Below are 19,832 nucleotides of genomic sequence, written 5' to 3' on the forward strand. Positions count from 1 at the left end.
AAAGCCGATTAAACGATGCTTATTTTACAGATAAAAATGATACAAAGTTGAGGCACTGAAAGTAGCAGCTAGTCTCCCTAAAGCCACAATCTCTTAGTCGGTCAATGTGAGTTTTTTTAGTTTCAGTAATCATCACGTTTTCAATCGCTTGTCGTTTGTTTGCAATTTCAAGCTCGCTATAGCCATTTTCCCTTTTAAAATCTAAGTGAAGCTTTGTAATATGATCTTGTGTTTCAGGATCCTCAAAGTGTATCTTTTCACTAATTATTAATACGCCTCCAGGGTTTAGGCCATCATATATTTTTTTTAAGAGCGCAGCTCTTGCTCCAACATCAATAAACTGAAGCGTTAAGTTCAAAACAACAATAGAAGCATCATTGATCTCGGTGTCAGTAATGTCTGAACAAAGCACCTGCAAGTTATCAATTTTATTAGATAAGTTTGCTTGACATTTTTTTACCATTTCAGCTGAGTTATCAATAGCAATAAATTTGTTATTTTTATTTTTATTATTTAGTGCTAGCGCAAGTGATATTGCTCCTGTCGACGAGCCAAGATCATAATAGTTAGTATTATCTTGCCCATACATTCTGGCGACAAGGCCAACCATTTGAATCATAGAGTCATATCCAGGAACAGATCTTCTAACCATATCATCAAATACCTTAACCACATCTGCATCGAAACGAAAATCAGCTATATCAACAATACTGTTAAACAATTTATCACGCATAAAGTGACTCCAAAAAAATTTCAGAAACGAGTAATTTGGTTTTCCCAATTTTAAAAGTTGAACGCCTGGCCCATGATTTATTGAAACTTCCAACTTCAAGATGACCACGTTTAATCTCAGGATCATTAAATAAAATTTCTCCCAATGGCTTGGCTCCAATTTTTAGAATTTCACTTGTATCTGCTGTCAACGGGATTAATGAGCGTGCAATAACAACGGGTCTTTGAGATCCAATAAGCTCAACTTCTCTTACAATAAAAGTCTGATTATTACTAGCTGCGAGAAGCTTTAATTCGCAATCATAGGGATTATCTTGCTCTTGAGAGAGGACATTAACTTTGAAATCTTCATATTTATCTCTAAGTTTAGCAGTTAAAGATTGGCCATCCAGTAGCCAGTTGCAGACGTGCTCAGGAACCCCTTCTTGAGGATTAAAAATTCGCCATTGAAACTTATCTGGATTGAACATAGGTTAGGTATTTTACAAGAGTCTTTAATTTTAATGAGTTCTAGAAGACATTAGGCATCGAAATAGTGAGTTTTCTCTTCATCAATCCAGCGCGTCATTAGAGCATTTTGACTAGTATGCTCTGCTTCTAGCATTTTTGATGAGTAGTATCCCACCTGCTTGAGTAGGTAAGAATCTCTAACAATATCTGCAATTTTCATTGATGCAATACCCGTTTGCTGTGTCCCTAAAATTTCACCCGGACCACGCAGCTCTAAATCTTTTTGAGCAATCAAAAATCCATCATTACTCTGACGAAGAATATCAAGCCTTTCTTTGGCTGTTTGGCTAAGGGGTGATTGATACAGTAAAACACAAGCACTTTTTTCAGAGCCTCTTCCAACCCGGCCCCTTAGTTGATGAAGTTGAGCCAGTCCAAGGCGCTCTGCATTCTCAACAATCATAAGGCTTGCATTAGGGACATTGACACCAACCTCAATTACAGTTGTAGCAACGAGAAGGTTGGTTTCTCCTTTAGAAAAGTCTGACATAATAATTTCTTTTTCTGACTTTGTTAAGCGCCCATGAATCATTACAACTTTTAGATCTCTAAGGTTATCTGTGAGATATGTATATGTTTTTTCAGCGGACTCCGCTCGAAGAGCTTCTGACTCTTCAATTAAAGTACACACCCAATAAATTTGGCGACCTTCCTTTGAAATTTGTTTAATTTTGGTAATTAATTCATCCCTTCGAGCGTTACTTAGTGCAACAGTTTCAATTGTTTGGCGACCTGGAGGTAACTCATCAATAATTGAAGTATCTAAGTCAGCATAAGCGCTCATCGTTAATGATCTGGGGATTGGCGTAGCGGTCATGACTAATTGATGAGGTGTTAAGATGGCTTTCTTAGAAAGTGATAGTCTCTGATGAACTCCAAACTTGTGCTGCTCATCAATGATCACTAATGCTAAATCCTCAAAGTAAACATTTTCTTGAAATAATGCATGAGTTCCAATAATAACTTTTGCTTTTCCATTTTCTATAAGACTTAAGTTATCTTTTCTTTCTTGAGTATTTTGAGAGCCTGAGAGAAAAGCAATTTGAATACCAAGTGGGGTGAGGTAGTTACTAAAATTTTGAAGATGCTGTCGAGCTAGAATTTCAGTTGGCGCCATTACGGCAGTTTGGAAATTATTTTCAGCTGCTTGAAGAAGTGCAAACACTGCTACGATTGTTTTTCCAGAACCTACATCACCCTGAAGTAATCTATGCATTGGCTCAGAGGTTGATAGATCCTCATTAATTTGGCTAATGCATCGAGATTGAGCGGAAGTGAGATCAAACTCCAGTGAGCTAAGAAGTTTATTGCTCAATGCATTTTTAATAGAAATTTTTTTTGATTCTTTACTTTTTCTTGCTTCTTTAATTTTCAGAAGACTGAGTTGGTGGGCTGCCAGCTCTTCAATAATTAATCTCTGCTGAGAAATGTGAGTAAAGGCTTCAATTTTTGATAAATCTTCATTTTTATTAGGGTGATGAAGCAAGAATAAAGAGTCTTTTAAGCTTGGCATCGTACTTTGTGTTATCTTTTCAAAATAATCATCAATTACGCTCGCTTTTAAGACGTCTAAAGCATTATTTACCCATTGTTTCATCTTATTTTGACTAACGCCGGCGCAAAGAGGATAAACCGGAGTTAAGGTTGACTCAAGGAGTGGCTTTTGATCTTGCGAAATAATTCGATATTCAGGATGGTGCATTTCAAGACCTTGGCGGCCGATTTTTATTTCACCAAAGCACTGTATAGTCTCACCACGAATAAGTGCTTGCTTTTGGTAGTGCGTAAAATGAAAAAATCGTAATAGAACTCTTTGGTTTTGATTGTCCGATAAGTAACAAAGAAGCTGTCTCTGCCTTGCAGGAATGACTTCAATTCTATCAATCGTTACTTCAATTAGGATTTCATCTTCAACACTTGCTCTGGAAAGCGATGTTATAGTTGTTTTGTCTTGATAACGACTTGGTAAGTGAAACAGTAAGTGTTCAAGCGTATGAATCCCTAGTTGGTTTAACCTATCTGAAGTCTTCTGTCCTAATCCACTAATCGAAATAATTGGATCAGAGAGTGAAGGCATAAAATTAGAAACTGTAGGAGTCTGAGTCAGTTACCATCACGCCATCCATTTCAACGCTCACACCTTTTGGGAGTTCGTTTACACCAATAGCTGCTCTGGCTGGATATGGCTCTGTAAAGTAGGTAGCCATAATTTCATTTAATGTAGCAAAATTACTTAGGTCTGTTAAGAAAATGTTAAGTTTAACGATATCGCTTAAGCTGCCTTTTGATTCTTGACACATGACTAATAAATTCTTAAACACTTGGTGAATTTGCTCTTCAATGCCGCCTTCCACTACTTCCATTGTTTCAGGAACCAAAGGAATTTGCCCTGAAAGATAGATCGTAGTTCCGCCTGTAACAGCAACCGCTTGTGAGTATGTTCCTACTGCAGCAGGGGCCTTAATGGTGGAAATAATATGTTTTTTCATGATGATAGATTTAAGTAATAAATATGTTTTATTATATTCTGGATCGTCATTTTTTTGGAGAACTCTTTAATAGTTAATGTGTTGCACCATTAACGTCATACTTGAGACTCCAAATGATTAATCCAGCAAAAATGGATAAAATGAAGGCAAAAAATAATGATGAATTGTAGTTATTATATTGATCAAATAACCAGCCGGCAAGAGAAGGCGACACTAAGCCCGCTGCTCCCCATGCGGTAAAAATTCTTCCATAGGCCCAAGCTGAGTAATCAGATCCAAATACGTGATTAACTAAGGTTGGATAAATTGCAATTAAGGCGCCATAAAGAGAAGCAATAAGAGTCAAAAATATTAACATTAGATTAATACTTGTAAATGTTGAAAGGCTTAATAGGGCGAGAGAGCTTATAGTCAAAATTACTAAAATAGGGCGCTTGCAACCAAATCGATCTGCAAGCCAGCCAGCATATATACCTGCAATTCCACTTCCAAGAGCCATTAGGGAAATAGCAGTTATTGCAATTTCAGATGACCCTCCTGATGCTTTAATAATTGGCACTGCATGACCTATTGTCATAAGGCCAGCAAAAACACCAAGGAAAAAGGCCAGCCATAGCTTAATAATTTTTCCTTTAACGCTTTGATTTTTGCCAATGGATTTTGTTTTTGCAGATAAGTCTTTTTTTGCTAATCGAAAAAGAATTAAACTAATAATAATAACAATGGATAGTATTGAAACGCCAATCATGTAGCCAGCTTTAAAGTCAAAATAACTAAAAAGTAGTGGGTAAAGCATCGAGAAAATAACAGCACCAAACGCATAGGATGCTGACACAGCGCCAAGCACCAAGCCGAGCTTTTGGCTTGAGGTTACAGAGGAGGCTGCATACAGTGAAAATCCATATCCTAGCCCACTTGCAAACCCAAAGCAAAAGCCATAGCCAACTATCCATCCAATCCAACTACCTGTATTTGATATAAGGACGCCAATTAAGGGCAATATTGCTATTAAAACGATGATCAAAGATGGAGACAGTTTACGATATAGGGTGGATCCAAAAAATACAGCAACTGTTACGCTGATTAACCCAGTTGAATAGATAAGACTTGATGCCATCCTGCCTGCATTGATTTGCAGTTCAATGCCTTCAATTAAAGTACTAAATGCATGAATAGTGCCCATACAAAAAGTAATTAAAAGGCACGAAATGATAACTAAGGATTGTTTATTCTTATCTAAAGGGGTACGTTTTTCCATTAATGAGACTATACATTAAGAATCATCAATATGATAAAAATTAAAAGCTTTAGTGAGGGGTTATGCCTCGGATCTTTTCAGAGCGACGGCGAAGCCATTCAAGTGTGGAAAGTAATACAATCGAGAAAATCACAAGAAGAGTGGCAGCAGCTAGAATCGTTGGACTTATCTCATTGCGAATTCCAGACCACATCTGTCTTGGCAGGGTGTATTGATCAGGGCCACCAACAAAGAGAACAATAACGACCTCATCAAATGAGGTAATAAATGCAAATAGTCCGCCTGCTATAACCCCTGGTGCTATTAGTGGCGCTTGAACTTTGAAAAAATTTCTTAGCGGTGTTCCGCCTAAACTTGAAGCAGCGCGCAGTAAGTTACTATCAAATCCAGAGAGTGAAGCAGAGACTGTTATGACAACAAATGGTATCCCTAAAATAGTATGGGCAATAATAAGGCCTGGTAAGGTTGCAACAAGGTTGACTTTAGCAAAAAAGAAAAACATTCCAGCAGCAGTAATGATAAGCGGGACAATCATTGGAGAAATCATAAGCGCCATTATTAAACGGTTAAACGGCATATGTCTATTAGACAAACCAAGTGCTGCTAATGTGCCTAAGACACTTGCAAAGAAAGTGGCAAAAATTGCAATGATAGCGCTATTTTTAAAGCCAATCATCCATCTATCTGTGCACACTGTTGTTCCTGAATTTTCAGAACAAATACCAAACATTTCTTTGTACCAGCGAGTTCCATAGCCATCAAAGTTAAAAGACCAAGTCTCAAAGCTAAAGAATTTCATTTCAGGGCTAAATTGCAAGAAAACAGAATTAGTAAATGATAGTGGGATAACAACAATCAGCGGGGCAACTAAGAAAAATAATACAAGCCCACAAAATATCCTATAAGTATAGTGCCATAGTTTCTCTCGAGGTGTTGTGTAAGTAGGAAATTTCATGACTATCCCATTTTTAAGTTATCAAGGCCAATAAGTCTGTCATATGCCCAATATAGAACCAAAACTGCAGCTAGAAGAATTGCTCCCATAGCAGCAGCAAGACCCCAATTTAATGTTCTCTGCATTTCACGCGCAACAAAGTTACCGATCATTATTCCATCTTTTCCGCCAACCAATTCTGGCGTGATGTAGTAGCCAATGGCAACAATAAATACTAATATGCATCCAGCGCCAATACCTGGAACTGATTGAGGCATATAAACACGAATAAATGCTCGCGTAGGAGTGGCACCCAGATTTTGAGCTGCCTTCATGTAGCTTGGAGGTATTCCCTTCATGACGCTATAGATTGGCAAAATCATAAATGGCAGAAGTACCTGCGTCATTACAATAATGGTTCCAGTAAAGTTGTACATCATAGGAAGTCGATCTTCATCACTAAAACAAAGGTCAATATTGGTAGCACCAAAAAATGGCAGGTTCACCATTCCTTCAAAGCAAGGCAGAATGTACATTAAGGTGTCATTAACAACACCATTTTGCTGAAGCATAATCATCCAAGCAACAATTCTTACTAGGAGCGACGTCCAAAATGGCATCAATACGCATATCATTAATAGATTTGAGGTTTTCATTGGAAGTGTTGCTAGTAAATAAGCAACTGGATAGGCAAGCAGTAAACAGAAAATAGTCACCATCAGGCTTACTTGGAGAGTTCTAATCCAAATTGTGTTATAAATTTTTAAATACTCTGCCTTCTGAATGATATTTTTATTGGCGTCATACTTTAAGTCAACAGCATTCAGATAATAGCCCATCGTGTAGGGATCTTTCATTGCCCCTAATGACTGCCAGAATTCAACCTTAGCCCAGCGCTTATCTCTTTTAATCATCTTTTCTTTGTAGGGCGCTTCCCACTTAAAAGGTTTAACTTCTTCCTTTGATTTTTTATCAACCTTTAGAGCTTCTTTAACTGTTTTATTTATTAAACTTTTCCATCCAGAGAACTCATAAGTCATTCGAGTGCCAGATCTACCGAGTAAATTCTTACCAATAACTTTTCCTTCACCATCTTTAACTTTGATTGTGACTCTAATATCGTTTACAACTGCGGCAAACATTTCTTCACTAGGGAGTTGGGATTTATCTTCCCATAATTCGTACTGAGCAAATGTCTGTGGAAATACATTATTAATTTGGATGTCATCAATACTTCTTGATAGAAGCGAGCCTATAGGCGTTACAAACATTAATAATAAGAATAATAGTGGGGGTAGAATTAACAGAAAAGAGCGAATTTTTGTTCTACGCAAAGATTTGCGTAAGCTTACTTTAAGTGGTACACCATCATTTGTTAGAAGTGGTTCTTGAGAATTTGTTATCGAAGTATCACTCATAAAATATTCATTAAATCTATAACTTGTTTGTTAGTTTTTAAAAAATAAAAACAGGTCGTTATAAGAACCGACCTGTTTTATTAAACGAGGTTAAATAAATAAGCTCGTTTTAGGTTAGCTACTTATTGAGCCATCCAAGCTGCATAACGATCATTTATTGCTTGACCACTATCTGCCCAGAAATCAGGATTGGCCATAATGCCACCTGCCATATGCTCATCAGTATTAGGCATATGCTCCATGATTGCTACACCAGTATTGAACCATGGCTCACCCGCTTGCATAATATCAAGACCAGATGTGCGCATAGGACCATAGTTGATCCATTTAGCTTGATCTGCTTGCGCCTGAGAGCTAGAAGCATGAACTAAGAAGTGCATAGCTGCAGCACGGTTTGGAGCACCTTTAAGAAGAACTAACCATTCCTCTTCAAGTACTTGTCCATCCCATACAGTAACATAGTCAGCGCCGTCATTAAGAACAGCACCACCGATACGGCCGTTATACGCTAGTGACATAGAAACCTCACCAGAATTAACTAGATCAAGTGGTTTAGCACCTGAAGACCAAAATACTACGTGATCTTTGATTGTGTCAAGTTTAGCAAAAGCACGATCTTGTCCTGCTTGAGTGCCTAATACATCATAGATATCATCAATAGCAACACCGTCAGCATACAATGCCATCTCTGTTATTGCAGAAGCCCAAGTGTGAATACCACGCTTTCCTGGGAATTTTTCTACGTCAAAGAAGTCTTGTATAGTTGATGGTTGTTCACCTGAGAAGGTGTCAGCCTTGTGGAAAGGTACGTACGACCACCAAATTTGCGGAACTACGCAATCATTTGGAACAGGCACCATAGTATCATCATCCATTGCAACGCCAGTTGGTGAAGGTAGGAACATGCTGCGATCTAGCTCTTCGAAAAGACCCTCATCACAACCAATACGAGCATCCGATGCAAGTACGTCTACGATATCCCACTGAACACTGCCAGATTCAACTTGAGCACGAACCTCACCCAATCCACCATTGTAACTAATCATATTTACATCTCCACTTGAGTAAGTGTCAACGTAAGCTTTTTGTTGTGAAGCTGAGTAGCCACCACCCCAAGAAACAAAAGTTACTTCTGCTTGGACTGCACCAGCCAACATCGCTGTTGAAATAGCACCGGCAACCAGAGTTTTTGTTATTACATTTTTCATATATTTCTCCTAAAGTTAAGTCTAAGCTCTAACCATCTAAAGCAAGACAATCTTCCGACATCCAACCAATATCAACTTGTTTACCTTTTTTGAGGTCAACATTATCGATTGAATTAGGAATTTTGACGATAAAATCGTCGTGTCCACACACACTAAAGCGTGTGCGAATATGGTCGCCATGATAGATAAGTTCTTCTACCTTGGCTGAATATGTGTTTGGCGTTTTTCCTTTCTTTGGTGCAACCATAATGCGCTCTGGTCTTAATGATAATGTGGCGCGATCACCAACCTTGCCAACATTAACCTTGGTGGCAACAACGATATCTCCAGAGTCTGTTTTTACTGTGGCTATATTACCTTTAATGGCCTCGACAGTTCCCATAAGGCGATTATTTTCACCAATGAAGTTTGCAACGAATGAGTTTTCAGGCTTTTCATAAAGATCTTCTGGTGAAGAGCACTGAAGAACCACACCATCATTAAAAACTGCAATTCGGTTCGACATTGTTAGCGCTTCAGTTTGGTCATGCGTTACGTAGACCACTGTTAATCCAAGGCTTTCATGAAGGTGTTTGATTTCATACTGCATTTGCTCTCTTAAGTTTTTATCAAGTGCACCTAAGGGTTCATCCATTAAAACTAAATCAGGGTCAAAAACAAGTGATCTTGCTACAGCAACGCGCTGCTGCTGACCACCCGATAATTGCATTGGGCGTCTTTGGCCAAATTCACCGAGCTGAACCATATCCAGAGCACGGTTAACTTTGGCTTCTCTTTCAGCTTTGCCAAATTTGCGAACTTCAAGAGGGAATGATAAATTTTCAGCAACCGTCATGTGCGGGAAGAGGGCATAGTTTTGAAATACCATACCAATGCCTCGTTTGTGAGGAGGTACATTGTTAATTGGCTTTCCTTTTAAATAGATTGTGCCATTAGTTGTTGGCTCAAATCCTGCTAGCATCATTAGGCAGGTCGTTTTTCCAGAGCCAGATGGCCCAAGCATTGTGACAAACTCGCCTGGCGCAACGTCTAAATTGAAGTCTTTAACAACAAGTATTTCACCATCATAACTTTTTTGCACATTTTCAAACTTTACTAGCGGTTCTTTATTACTCATAGATAAACACTTTTTTTAAACAAAAATAAACACCAAAAGGCGGTTTTTAACCGTCTGTTTTAGTTACTAAATAATTACATTATATTAAACTTTTAGGTTTTATACAAACTGCCTATTGAAGGCTTTGTATAAAGCTTAAATTGAGCTTAATTCAATAAAATTTTATATAACAAAACGAAATATACCATACATAATTAAGTGAGTGTTTCTAATATTGTTACAAATTACATTATGAATTCTACTTATTCAGTTATATTAAAGTGTCAAAAGAGGTCTAATTAAATGTATTAATAAGTTTGATTGCAGCCATACAAAAAAGGCAGCTTAAGCTGCCTTTTTTTTATTAAGAAAACTATACTAGTCTTCTACTTTTTCGCCCATAAGAGCAGTCATAATAAGAACAGTTATACCACCAGTGGTGATTGCTGAACTAAAAATACTTCCCATAAGCTTTCCAAATGTACCGCCTATATTACTTGCTAGAGCTCCTGCAAACTGAGGGACTAGTAAAACACCTAGACCCATACCAAAAGATACAGCTAATATAAGCATATTACGACGATTCATATTTACTGTTGAAAGGATCTTGATTCCTGCTACCGCAACAGTTCCGAACATTACGATTGTAGCGCCACCTAAAACAGAAGCTGGCAGCGCTCTAAGGATTGATCCTACATGAGGGAATAGGCCCATAATAACAAGAATTATTCCAATCCAAACTCCTACATGCCTACTTGCAATACCAGTTAACTGAATTACGCCATTGTTTTGGCTAAACGTTGTATTAGGGAACGTATTAAAAGCAGCAGCAATTGCTGAATTAACGCCATCACCAAGAACACCGTTTTTGATTCGAGTTAAGTAACCTTCGCCCTTGATCTCTTGTTTTGATATCATGCAGTTAGCAGTAATATCGCCAGAAGATTCTATTGTGGTAATTATGTAAATTAACGCAATAGGTATAAAGGCAATAATATCAAAATCAAAGCCATACTTAAAAGGTATAGGTATGCTTATAACTTGTTGAACTGCGAACAATGAGCTGAAACTAATCTTACCCAAAACTGCTGCTACAACAAATCCTATAACTAGTCCAATAACGATCGATGATAAACGTATCCACTGATTGTTAGAGCGATTCAATATAATGATTGAAATCATCACTATGAATCCGAGAGCTATATTAGTTAAAGAACCCCAAAACTGTGGCTTATTATCTAGCAACCACTGTCCACCACCAAGATCCGTTAAACCAACCTTAATAAGGCTAATGCCAATAATAGTAATTACAGTACCCGTTACAATCGGAGTGATCAGTTTTCTTAGTTGTGGTAAAAACTGACTTAAGCCAATCTCTATAAATGCTCCTAAGAAACACACACCCATTATCATGGCAAGAATTTCATCTGGCCCGCCGCCTTGAGCTTTCGCAAGAAAGCCAGCCGCAAGAACAGAGCTAAGAAACGCAAAACTTGTTCCTTGAACGCAGATCATTCCAGCACCAATATTCATTGGTTTTTTTGCTTGAATAATTGTTCCAACACCTGAAACCATAAGTGCCATACTTATAAGATAAGGTATCTGTTCACCTAGTCCAAGTGCGCCACCAATGATTAAGGTTGGGGTTATTACGCCTACAAAGCTTGCGAGCACGTGTTGCAGTGCTGCAAAGAATTTTTCAGCGGTTGGCGGATTCGCTTCTAGCTCGTAAATTAATTCTGAATCTTGAGTCTCTCTATCGCTCATATCCATTCTCCTTTTATTGATTAATACTATTTATATTTATCCTACTTTATGAAGTCATATTAAAGATATTTTAATTGTCAACAACAATTCTTAACAAATAGCATATTACCATTAAATAATATTTTTTATAGTTAAATTTGATCTACAAAAAAAGAATCTTCTTAAAATAACTAAGTATGAAGAAATTTTTTTAAGATCAAACATTTGGAGGACAGAATTGAAGCCTTGTTAAAATGGCTCATTTAAATGGTTGCCTATATTTTGAAGAGCATTAAAAAATTAATTTATGAATAATCAAAATAAAATACATATTGTAGTAACATTTGTATTAAAGGAAATTACACCTTTTGATTAAATATTATTTGAGCTTAATCAAAAAAAATATGCTCAATTTTTAGTAGCTAGTTTTAATTTAGAGAATGGTAATATAATGAATCTAAGGGATTTAGTAAGGCAGTTACTTCTAAGCTCGGGAAAGTCTATTACTGGGGCTACAGATGTAAAAGATCTTGAGCGTTTTATTAAAAAATTTCGACCTAAATCAGTAGGAAAAAAACTCATTCGTATTGGTGGTAATGGAGATGGAGGGTATTTATTACCTGATGATCTTTCTCATATTAGTGCATGCTTCTCTCCAGGAGTTGATGTTACGTCTACATTTGAAGAAGAGCTGGCTGAGAAATATAGTATAAAGTCATTTATGGCTGATTTTTCTGTTGATAAACCACCCGTTGCAAATAAATTATTTCATTTTGATAAAAAATTCTTAGGTAATAAAAATGATGAAAAGTTTATAAGGCTTGAGGATTGGGTTAAGAGCAATACCAATGATAATTCAGATCTTATTTTGCAAATGGACATTGAGGGGGCAGAATATGAGGTAATTATTGATACACCTCGAGAAGTATTCAAAAAATTTCGAATCATGGCGATAGAATTTCACTCACTTGATATGATTTTTAACAAAAATGCTTTTAAGATGGTTGAGGCAGTATTTGATAAGCTTAGTAGTGACTTTACTGTGGTCCATATTCACCCAAATAACTCACGTCCAATTATTAATAAAAACTCAATTGATATTCCAGAGTTACTTGAATTTACTTTCTTGCGAAATGATCGGGTTGAGTTAAATGACGAAAAATTACAGTTTCCACATGCATTAGATGAAAAGTGTGCGCCTCATCGCCCACCTAGGCATTTACCAAAATGTTGGTGGAGTTAGTCTTGTTAAATTCTAAATAATGGTGGAGTAAAATTATTTAAACGCCTTAAGTTGGCTTCGTTCCCAAGCAATTTTTTTACACATCTTTATTCCTAACGTAACCCTTAAATGGAATTAACCAGCAATACTTTTTAACGTCAGCAATAATTTTATAACACAGCCTAGAGAATACATACTTTAAGCTTCTATTCTTGATTGCTTTATTTCTAGCACCCATCAAATTTGATTCAAATACGTTTAAATTTTGCCTGATTATTGTTGGAATGACACTAAAAATATCAACGTTTGCATGTCTTTTATATCTTACCCAATCATCAGCAATAAACCATGCTCTAGAGTTTGCATCAATCAATTTTTTGGCCGTTTTTCGGTTAATAATATAGCCCGAACTATCCCAAGATTGAACGACTTGCACAACTTTATAGTCAGCATTCAAATTTATTAAATTTTTATTTAAGTATGAAATTACTGGGGTTAATAAATATACTTGGGGTTTATTTCTATCAATTATTTTTGTAATTAGATTGATGACACGATTAAATTCATCAATAATAAAATCAGCATCATCTTCCAAAATAATTGCAATATCATTTTCAGAGTCTAAAAACTTTTCATAACAAAGCATGTGATTTAATGTACTTGCTAACTCTCCTCGAGTTAGATCTCTTCCCAAAGCATCTATCGCTCTTTTTGAATCGTGATTATTCGCAATTGCTGTAGGTGTTAACTCAATATCGTCATTAATAGACATAAATTGAAATTGAAATGGCGTTTTTCCTAGGAGTTTAGTCAGCACTTTTCTTCTTTCGAAATTTTTGTCTGGGTTCATGATATATATAATAATTTTCATTCTAGTGCCTTAGGCATGTTACAAGTGTGGGAAGATTCCCTTGTATGTCTTTTCAATAGATAAAATGTTGTCAATTGAATCTTGCTTGTTTTTTCTCCAATTTGACACTTCATCAGCGACAAATAGGCCATTAATTTCCTGGTCTATATTGGTTACTTTGAATCCTGCATAATTAGCCACATTCACTAGGGTGCTACTGGAGAAATCGGTCACGTGAGCTATATGAAAGTATCTCCTTAGATCGTTTTTGTAATCCCCCTTGGCTACACCATTAATTCCTGGGACCGCAATAAAAAGATAGTCACCAGTATTCATTAATAATCTTATCTCTTTAAGAGTTTTAAGTGGATTAAATACGTGCTCTAGCATATGAGATAGGATAAATAGTTTAGGTCCATCGGGGATTGATGAAGGGTACATGCCAACTTCAACATCTAGTTTTAAGTTGCCCTGTGCAAATTTAATTGCTTCAACATCTAGGTCACAACCCTGCACTGATTTTGCAGCTGTTTTTAGTGCGTCAATAGTTCCACCTGAACTGCAGCCTACTTCAATGATAGATAAGTCAGCTAGTTTTTCTGAAAGTCCGTTATTAAGAAAATAATCTAGGTATTTTTTTGCCTTATCACTTTGCTCTTTAATAACATCCTCATAGTCTACTGTTTCACTTTTAAGGTAAAGCGGGCGGTAGTGATAACTATAGAACTCCTCATGAAACTCTCTTGAGACTGATGGGTAAGTTTGGATTAGGCCACATTCATTACAGAACTGTTTTTTAAGGTCAAATCCATAGCGATCGCCTTCACTAATAAGGCTGAAATTATTGCTTTTACAGAGGCTACAACCATCACTCACTAGGCCGAACTTTTTATAAAGAGCCATAATCTTATTGATTGCTTTACGCCGGCTACGCAGAGTGCGATTGACCCTAGCAAAGGCTGGTCCAAATCTAAAATGTTTCAATACTTTATCAGACTTTAAAATCATTATTTCTAATGGATATATAGCGCCTTTGTGATTTAGTTAATATGAATAGCTGCCTCAAAGCAAGTTTTAGTTGGAAGAGTAATCTCTTTAAAATAAAGTAGGCGCCGCCCCTGTAATTATCAGGGTTACTAACTGTAGATTTTGAAACTTTTTGTGAATAGGTGTTGGAAATGCCATATTCCTTACATTGGTCTAGCTGAATTATAGGGGACGGCTCAACTTGATATGCTTTTAGGGTATAGCAGGAAGTTATATGAGCATCGGCTAGTCCAATGCCACTATTTTTTTCGAGTTGAATAAGTTTATTCGCCCCTGATGGCCACAATATATAGCCAGCTGCGCCCGTTCTGTCTTGGTAAAGCCTCCGTAATTTTGAACTGCATTCAATCTTCATATATGACTTTGAGACAAATTTTTTTCTACCTCTATTTTCTAGGTTAATCAGGTCTGTACTTTTAATTTTATTAAGGCTGCCTAACAGCTCTGGAAGAAATATCGACAATATCGCGTCATCTTCTAGTATGAGTGCGGGCATTCGACTTTTGATTACCCTATTCCAGGCTGACCTATGAGAGTAGTAGCAAGCAACCTCAGTTTTTCTTAGAGGCCTTTGCCAGTCAAAATAATGTTTTTTATAAGTAGCCTCGCTTATATCCTCAACAGATGTAGCATCCAGAATTGTATATTCTAGTCCTAGTTTGGTAAGCTGGTCTTTTTGAAGCTTACGACGCTCAACGGCATCAGGTAGATTAATAACAAATATTTGCATCTACCACCAGCCCGTTTTGCTTCTTCTGTGTCTATCCCTAAGCCGCTTGAATACGGTGTCATGCTCCTGTAATCGAAGGAATATTTCAAGTAGTATCGTACCAGCAATATTTATTTTTGCCACCTTATCGATCCTCCATCTCATATTTCTAAGGGTATCGTCTGTTCCAACTTTAAAGACAGATATCCCATCAAAAAGAGAAATTCTCTCTTCATTATCTAATCTGTTCATTTTTCCTTTATCATCGATGAAACTATGTGCATTCGTGATAAAGCGTTCAGACTCTTGCATCTTGACCGTATTGAGAAGACAGGAGCAGGCAACAGAGAGGCTCTTGATAGAGTCGTCATCTGAAAAATCAGCAAAGGTGTCGGCTGCAGATATAAGCCAGCGCGTGTTTAAGTGTTTTAATAAGTAGTCTTTTTCTTCTTTCCAGAGATTCTCAAAGATAGCAAAGTGTTTTTTTGACTCAAAATCCCGCCTAATAAGTACAATAATTTTTGCATGCGTATAGCAAAGCTCGCTTTGATGTATAAATTCATCTCTTAGTGCAACAAAATGTTCTTCTAAATTATTGGAGCTGCCATGAGTGTATTGAATTTCATCACCATCGATGATTATTTGCTTCTGTCTGGAAAAGTCAGATGATATTTTCTCTGAGAGTTCTATTGCCCCAGAACGTCTTTTATGCCTACTTAATGAGAGCCATCTTTCAAATCTAGTTTTGTCTCTACGACTCATTTTTTTTCAACCTTTTGCTTTTCCAAGTCTGTCGAATCATCACGCTTAAATAATACTTAATAATTGCAACAAGAGTGAATAGGTTTGCTCTAAAAAAGCCCCTCCAAAAGAAAGGAAAAGTAATTATTGTGCGCAACAGCCATGATGCTAAAGTATTAATCATAATTAGTAGATGTAAGGCAAACCTATTAAGACCTCGAGTATGTTCATGAATAAAAACATGACTAGATGTAACTACTTCTGATTTCGTAATAGCAGTGGTTTTAGGATTTCTTCTAGATGATCCACCATGTGAATGTTTGAGTTCAACATTTCGGAGTAGGGCAATTTTTTTTCCATTTTTTGTTACCCTAAGACATAGATCAGGATCTTCTGAGTACATCCAAAATATATTTTCACTCCATTTTCCGATTTTCTTGAAAAAATCTTTTTGTATTAAAATTACTGAGCCCGCAACCCATTCTGGATACCAAATATTTTTATGGTCTGGAAACTTATTAGTTATCTGACGTGACAAGGCTAATTTATAGAGTGCACGAAGCCAACTTATTGTCAGCCATGGGCTAAGGAACGCGACCTCTCTTTCTCTTTTACCATTTGGACCGAGTGTTCTACATGAAGTTATTCCTACATCAGGGTTGGCCACTGCAAAACTGAACATATCATCTATTGCAGGGCTGCTAGTAAGAATTACATCTGGATTTAAGAATAGTAAAAACTTGCCATTAGCATTATCAGCTCCAAGATTACAGCCACTAGAAAAACCATAATTACCCTTATTGGCAATAAGCTTTATTTCATGAAATTGCAGCTGAAAGGTATTAAATTTTCCATCTTGAGAGTCATTATCTACAACTATAATTTCATAACTTATGTTTGGTTTGTATGTATTAAATGACTCAATACATTTAGCTAGAACCTTCCAGCACTTGTAGTTGACAATAATTATTGATACATCTATTCTATTCAACTGAATCTTCCTTAAATAATCACTGGTAGTATTTATACAAAAACCATAAGCCCACTTATTGGCAAAGTAAACTAACTTATATATTTTATGGAGTAGGTAAATTAATCATGATCTAATTAATTTTTGATTGCTTGAAACTCCCAAATCAAGTGGGATTTTTTAATAAAGTAAATAGTATAAAAAATATTTTTCAGGGCTTTTAAAAGCCACCTATCATTTCTAGTTTCTTGAGTTAATTTTATCCACTTAACCTTTCTAACAATTTTAAATTTCCCTTGAAAGCCATACATACGGGCTTTGTACTTTGGACTGGTGAAGTAAGTGTGAGTCTTTTTGGTTATAAAATTAACATGGGTTGGGTCTACAAAGGCCTCGTTTCTTGGGTATCCAGGGGTAATCGCATAGAATATTCCGCCAGGCTTTAATACCCTATAAATTTCATTCATTACATGGATAAATGGAAATACACCGGTATTGTCAATAGTGGCTGTTCTTGGTATGTGCTCTAAAAAATCGAATGCTGATACTGATTCAAAACTTGAATCAGGAAAGGGGAGTGCATCAAATATTACGTTACATTTATGATAATTGAAATCATTTGTTTCTAAATCAATTATGTCTACTCCATAAAGTTTGGAGGCATCAAAAGGGTTTCTGGGATTTGAGTTACACCCAATATCTAAATGACTTGTTTGCTGCATAATTTATTCAACCATTCCTATAATTCTATCGTCCTGAAATTTTTCCCACCATTCTTTATTATTTAGATACCATTTGACTGTTTTTAAAATGCCAGAATTAAAGTTTTCATCAGGACTCCATCCCAATGTCTTAAATATTTTGGAGGCATCAATTGCATATTTTAAATCGTGTCCTGGCCTATCATTAACAAAAGTAATTAGATTTTCATATTTATCTATACTTTTAATTTTACTTGGCTGAACTTCGTCTAATATTTGACAGACAGTCTTTATAACATCGATATTCTCCAATGCATTATGACCACCAATATTGTAAGTTTCTCCCGGACTTCCTGAAAGCGCTACTAGAAGAATTGCTCTAGCATGGTCATCAACATAAAGCCAATCTCTTATTTGTCTTCCATCCCCATATATTGGGATAGGCTTTCCTTCCAGTGCATTCAAAATAGTAAGTGGTATGAGCTTTTCAGGAAATTGAAAAGGTCCATAATTATTAGAGCAGTTGGTAATCAGTGTAGGGAGTTTAAAGGTTCGATGCCATGCACGAACCAGATGATCTGAGCTGGCTTTAGATGCTGAATAAGGGGAGCTAGGTGCATAAGATGTTTTTTCAGTAAAGAGTTCATCTGATTGATTTAAATCACCATAAACTTCATCAGTAGATACATGGTGAAAACGAAAGTTATCTTTTTTAATGCCATTTTTTAATCTAGACCAGTAATTTCTAGCTTCTTCAAGCAAAATGTAGGTCCCAAAAATATTAGTTTGAATAAACTCATCTGGCGCATCAATTGATTTATCAACATGAGTCGAAGCTGCAAGATGGATAACTATATCAGGATGATATTTTTCAAATATTTTTTTTATTTCTTCAATTTTACAAATATCTGTTTGTTCGAATGAGTATCTTTCATTTCCTTCTATATCTGATAAAGATTCTAAGTTTCCTGCATAGGTTAATTTGTCGACATTAATAACATGGTGATTAGTATTATTAATAATATGACGGATTAAGGCTGATCCAATAAAACCTGCACCACCAGTTATTAAAAACTTCTTCATTTTGAATTTATACCTTGTAGTAAAGTTTTAGATATTTTATCAATATCTTCAGAACTCAAGCCTAAGTGAAGTGGTAAAGACAGTATATTTTTAGAAAAATATTCAGATTTTGGTAACTTTGATTCAGAATAGAAAGTTTCATAGTCAGTATTTTGACGATAGTGGACACCTGGAAAGATCTTGTTAGCAGACAAATAATCTATCAGTTCTTCTCTACAATCAACTACTACTTGAAAGATATGTCTTGATGTTTGGCCTGACTCATGCTCAATACAATTAACTTTGCCTTTTAAGTTATCTATGTAACGACTTGCCAAATCTCTTCTATATTGATTATCCTCATCTAAATACTTTAGCCCAACTATTCCAAGAGCTGCCATTATTGAGTTTCCATGGTATTTGTAGCCTACTTGATCGACGCTATAGTCCCATTTATATGATCCTTCACTACTCCTACTAAAAGTATCTTTGTTAATGCCAAGCCAGGCAAGCTCCCTTGCTTTCTTGTCATCTTCCGCGTTATTAAAACAAATCATGCCGCCATCAGCAGTTGGCAAGTTTTTGACAGCTTGAAAAGAGAAAACACTTACATCAACATCAAAACCAACATGTTGCCCATTAATCTTACTACCAGCCATATGGGCGGCATCTAGAATGACTTTTATATTATTATTTTTGCCAATTTGTATAATTTCAATTAGATTTTTAGTATTACCACCTATACCAACGAAGATAATTGCCTTAGTATTTTTATTGATTTTATCTTTGACAGATTGTGGGTCTAGATTAAGAGAATCATCAATATCCGCAAAACAAGGCTTTAGGTTTTCATAGAGAATTGAATGATTGGTAGAAACAAAAGTAAATGGTGAAGTTATAACTTCATTACCGTCATGCCAATTATATTTCTCTTTTAATATTTTAACTGCAAGATGCAAGCCAACTGTAGCGGAGTTTAAGAAATGAGCATGATTTAAGCTAGTATAAGTTTTCCACCGATCTTCAAACTCAATAGTTTTATAGCCCATACCTGTCCAGCCAATGTCTAAACATTCTTTTATTTCAGACAAGCATTCTTCAACTCGGTATTTTGGCTTTAAAACTTGAATATTTTTCAT

At 36.2% G+C, this 19,832-nt stretch carries 19 protein-coding genes; 1 reads left to right on the forward strand and 18 read right to left on the reverse strand.

Features of this window, described 5'->3' with window-relative positions; genetic code table 11:
• Positions 1-19: 19 nt before the first annotated feature.
• From cmoA to AC5YGD_RS01645, 10 genes are all read right to left on the reverse strand, one after another.
• Positions 20-733, reverse strand: coding sequence for a carboxy-S-adenosyl-L-methionine synthase CmoA (gene cmoA / locus AC5YGD_RS01600; protein WP_496141795.1), 714 nt, complete (start codon positions 731-733; stop codon positions 20-22).
• Positions 726-1,202 (reverse strand): chorismate--pyruvate lyase family protein, encoded by a 477-nt coding sequence (locus AC5YGD_RS01605; protein WP_416652511.1) that lies wholly within the window; start codon positions 1,200-1,202, stop codon positions 726-728. The genes cmoA and AC5YGD_RS01605 overlap by 8 nt, the downstream gene beginning before the upstream one ends.
• A gap of 50 nt (positions 1,203-1,252) precedes the next feature.
• A complete protein-coding gene (gene recG, locus AC5YGD_RS01610; protein WP_496141796.1) occupies positions 1,253-3,319 on the reverse strand; it encodes an ATP-dependent DNA helicase RecG in 2,067 nt (688 codons plus the stop codon).
• A gap of 4 nt (positions 3,320-3,323) precedes the next feature.
• Positions 3,324-3,731, reverse strand: coding sequence for a Rid family detoxifying hydrolase (locus AC5YGD_RS01615; RefSeq protein WP_496141797.1), 408 nt, complete (start codon positions 3,729-3,731; stop codon positions 3,324-3,326).
• 73 nt (positions 3,732-3,804) lie between these two features.
• Complete coding sequence (locus AC5YGD_RS01620; protein WP_496141798.1) at positions 3,805-4,989, reverse strand: MFS transporter; 1,185 nt, start codon at positions 4,987-4,989, stop codon at positions 3,805-3,807.
• A 49-nt stretch (positions 4,990-5,038) separates the two neighbouring features.
• Positions 5,039-5,944, reverse strand: coding sequence for an ABC transporter permease (locus tag AC5YGD_RS01625; RefSeq protein ID WP_271558777.1), 906 nt, complete (start codon positions 5,942-5,944; stop codon positions 5,039-5,041).
• Between the two features lie 2 nt (positions 5,945-5,946).
• Entirely contained in the window at positions 5,947-7,341 is a 1,395-nt protein-coding gene (locus AC5YGD_RS01630) for an ABC transporter permease subunit (protein ID WP_496141799.1), read from the reverse strand.
• Between the two features lie 122 nt (positions 7,342-7,463).
• Complete coding sequence (locus tag AC5YGD_RS01635) at positions 7,464-8,549, reverse strand: extracellular solute-binding protein (RefSeq protein WP_271558765.1); 1,086 nt, start codon at positions 8,547-8,549, stop codon at positions 7,464-7,466.
• Positions 8,550-8,577: 28 nt separating this feature from the next.
• The gene (locus AC5YGD_RS01640) at positions 8,578-9,666 is read right to left on the reverse strand and encodes a polyamine ABC transporter ATP-binding protein (RefSeq protein WP_496141800.1); all 1,089 of its coding nucleotides are present in this window, start codon (positions 9,664-9,666) and stop codon (positions 8,578-8,580) included.
• Positions 9,667-10,023: 357 nt separating this feature from the next.
• The gene (locus tag AC5YGD_RS01645) at positions 10,024-11,412 is read right to left on the reverse strand and encodes a solute carrier family 23 protein (RefSeq protein WP_496141801.1); all 1,389 of its coding nucleotides are present in this window, start codon (positions 11,410-11,412) and stop codon (positions 10,024-10,026) included.
• Positions 11,413-11,842: 430 nt separating this feature from the next.
• On the opposite strand from AC5YGD_RS01645, the gene AC5YGD_RS01650 reads away from it, so the two are divergent.
• Positions 11,843-12,634, forward strand: coding sequence for an FkbM family methyltransferase (locus AC5YGD_RS01650; protein ID WP_496141802.1), 792 nt, complete (start codon positions 11,843-11,845; stop codon positions 12,632-12,634).
• Positions 12,635-12,710: 76 nt separating this feature from the next.
• Here AC5YGD_RS01650 and AC5YGD_RS01655 read toward each other — a convergent pair whose 3' ends face one another.
• The 8 genes from AC5YGD_RS01655 to AC5YGD_RS01690 form a co-directional block, all read right to left on the reverse strand.
• On the reverse strand, positions 12,711-13,484 hold the full coding sequence (locus tag AC5YGD_RS01655) for a glycosyltransferase family 25 protein (protein ID WP_496141803.1): 774 nt from the start codon (positions 13,482-13,484) through the stop codon (positions 12,711-12,713).
• 18 nt (positions 13,485-13,502) lie between these two features.
• Positions 13,503-14,366 (reverse strand): methyltransferase domain-containing protein, encoded by an 864-nt coding sequence (locus tag AC5YGD_RS01660; protein WP_496141804.1) that lies wholly within the window; start codon positions 14,364-14,366, stop codon positions 13,503-13,505.
• An 88-nt stretch (positions 14,367-14,454) separates the two neighbouring features.
• The gene (locus AC5YGD_RS01665; RefSeq protein WP_496141805.1) at positions 14,455-15,240 is read right to left on the reverse strand and encodes a glycosyltransferase family 25 protein; all 786 of its coding nucleotides are present in this window, start codon (positions 15,238-15,240) and stop codon (positions 14,455-14,457) included.
• A complete protein-coding gene (locus AC5YGD_RS01670) occupies positions 15,241-15,981 on the reverse strand; it encodes a hypothetical protein (RefSeq protein ID WP_496141806.1) in 741 nt (246 codons plus the stop codon).
• Positions 15,971-16,951, reverse strand: a complete 981-nt coding sequence (locus AC5YGD_RS01675) for a glycosyltransferase (RefSeq protein ID WP_496141808.1) — start codon at positions 16,949-16,951, stop codon at positions 15,971-15,973. Before AC5YGD_RS01675 ends, AC5YGD_RS01670 begins: the two co-directional genes overlap by 11 nt.
• 116 nt (positions 16,952-17,067) lie before the next feature.
• Complete coding sequence (locus AC5YGD_RS01680) at positions 17,068-17,652, reverse strand: methyltransferase domain-containing protein (protein WP_496141809.1); 585 nt, start codon at positions 17,650-17,652, stop codon at positions 17,068-17,070.
• A 3-nt stretch (positions 17,653-17,655) separates the two neighbouring features.
• A complete protein-coding gene (gene rfbB, locus AC5YGD_RS01685; RefSeq protein ID WP_496141810.1) occupies positions 17,656-18,714 on the reverse strand; it encodes a dTDP-glucose 4,6-dehydratase in 1,059 nt (352 codons plus the stop codon).
• The gene (locus tag AC5YGD_RS01690) at positions 18,711-19,832 is read right to left on the reverse strand and encodes an aminotransferase class V-fold PLP-dependent enzyme (RefSeq protein WP_496141811.1); all 1,122 of its coding nucleotides are present in this window, start codon (positions 19,830-19,832) and stop codon (positions 18,711-18,713) included. Before AC5YGD_RS01690 ends, rfbB begins: the two co-directional genes overlap by 4 nt.

It is taken from the genome of Candidatus Pseudothioglobus sp. uisw_070, assembly GCF_059512545.2.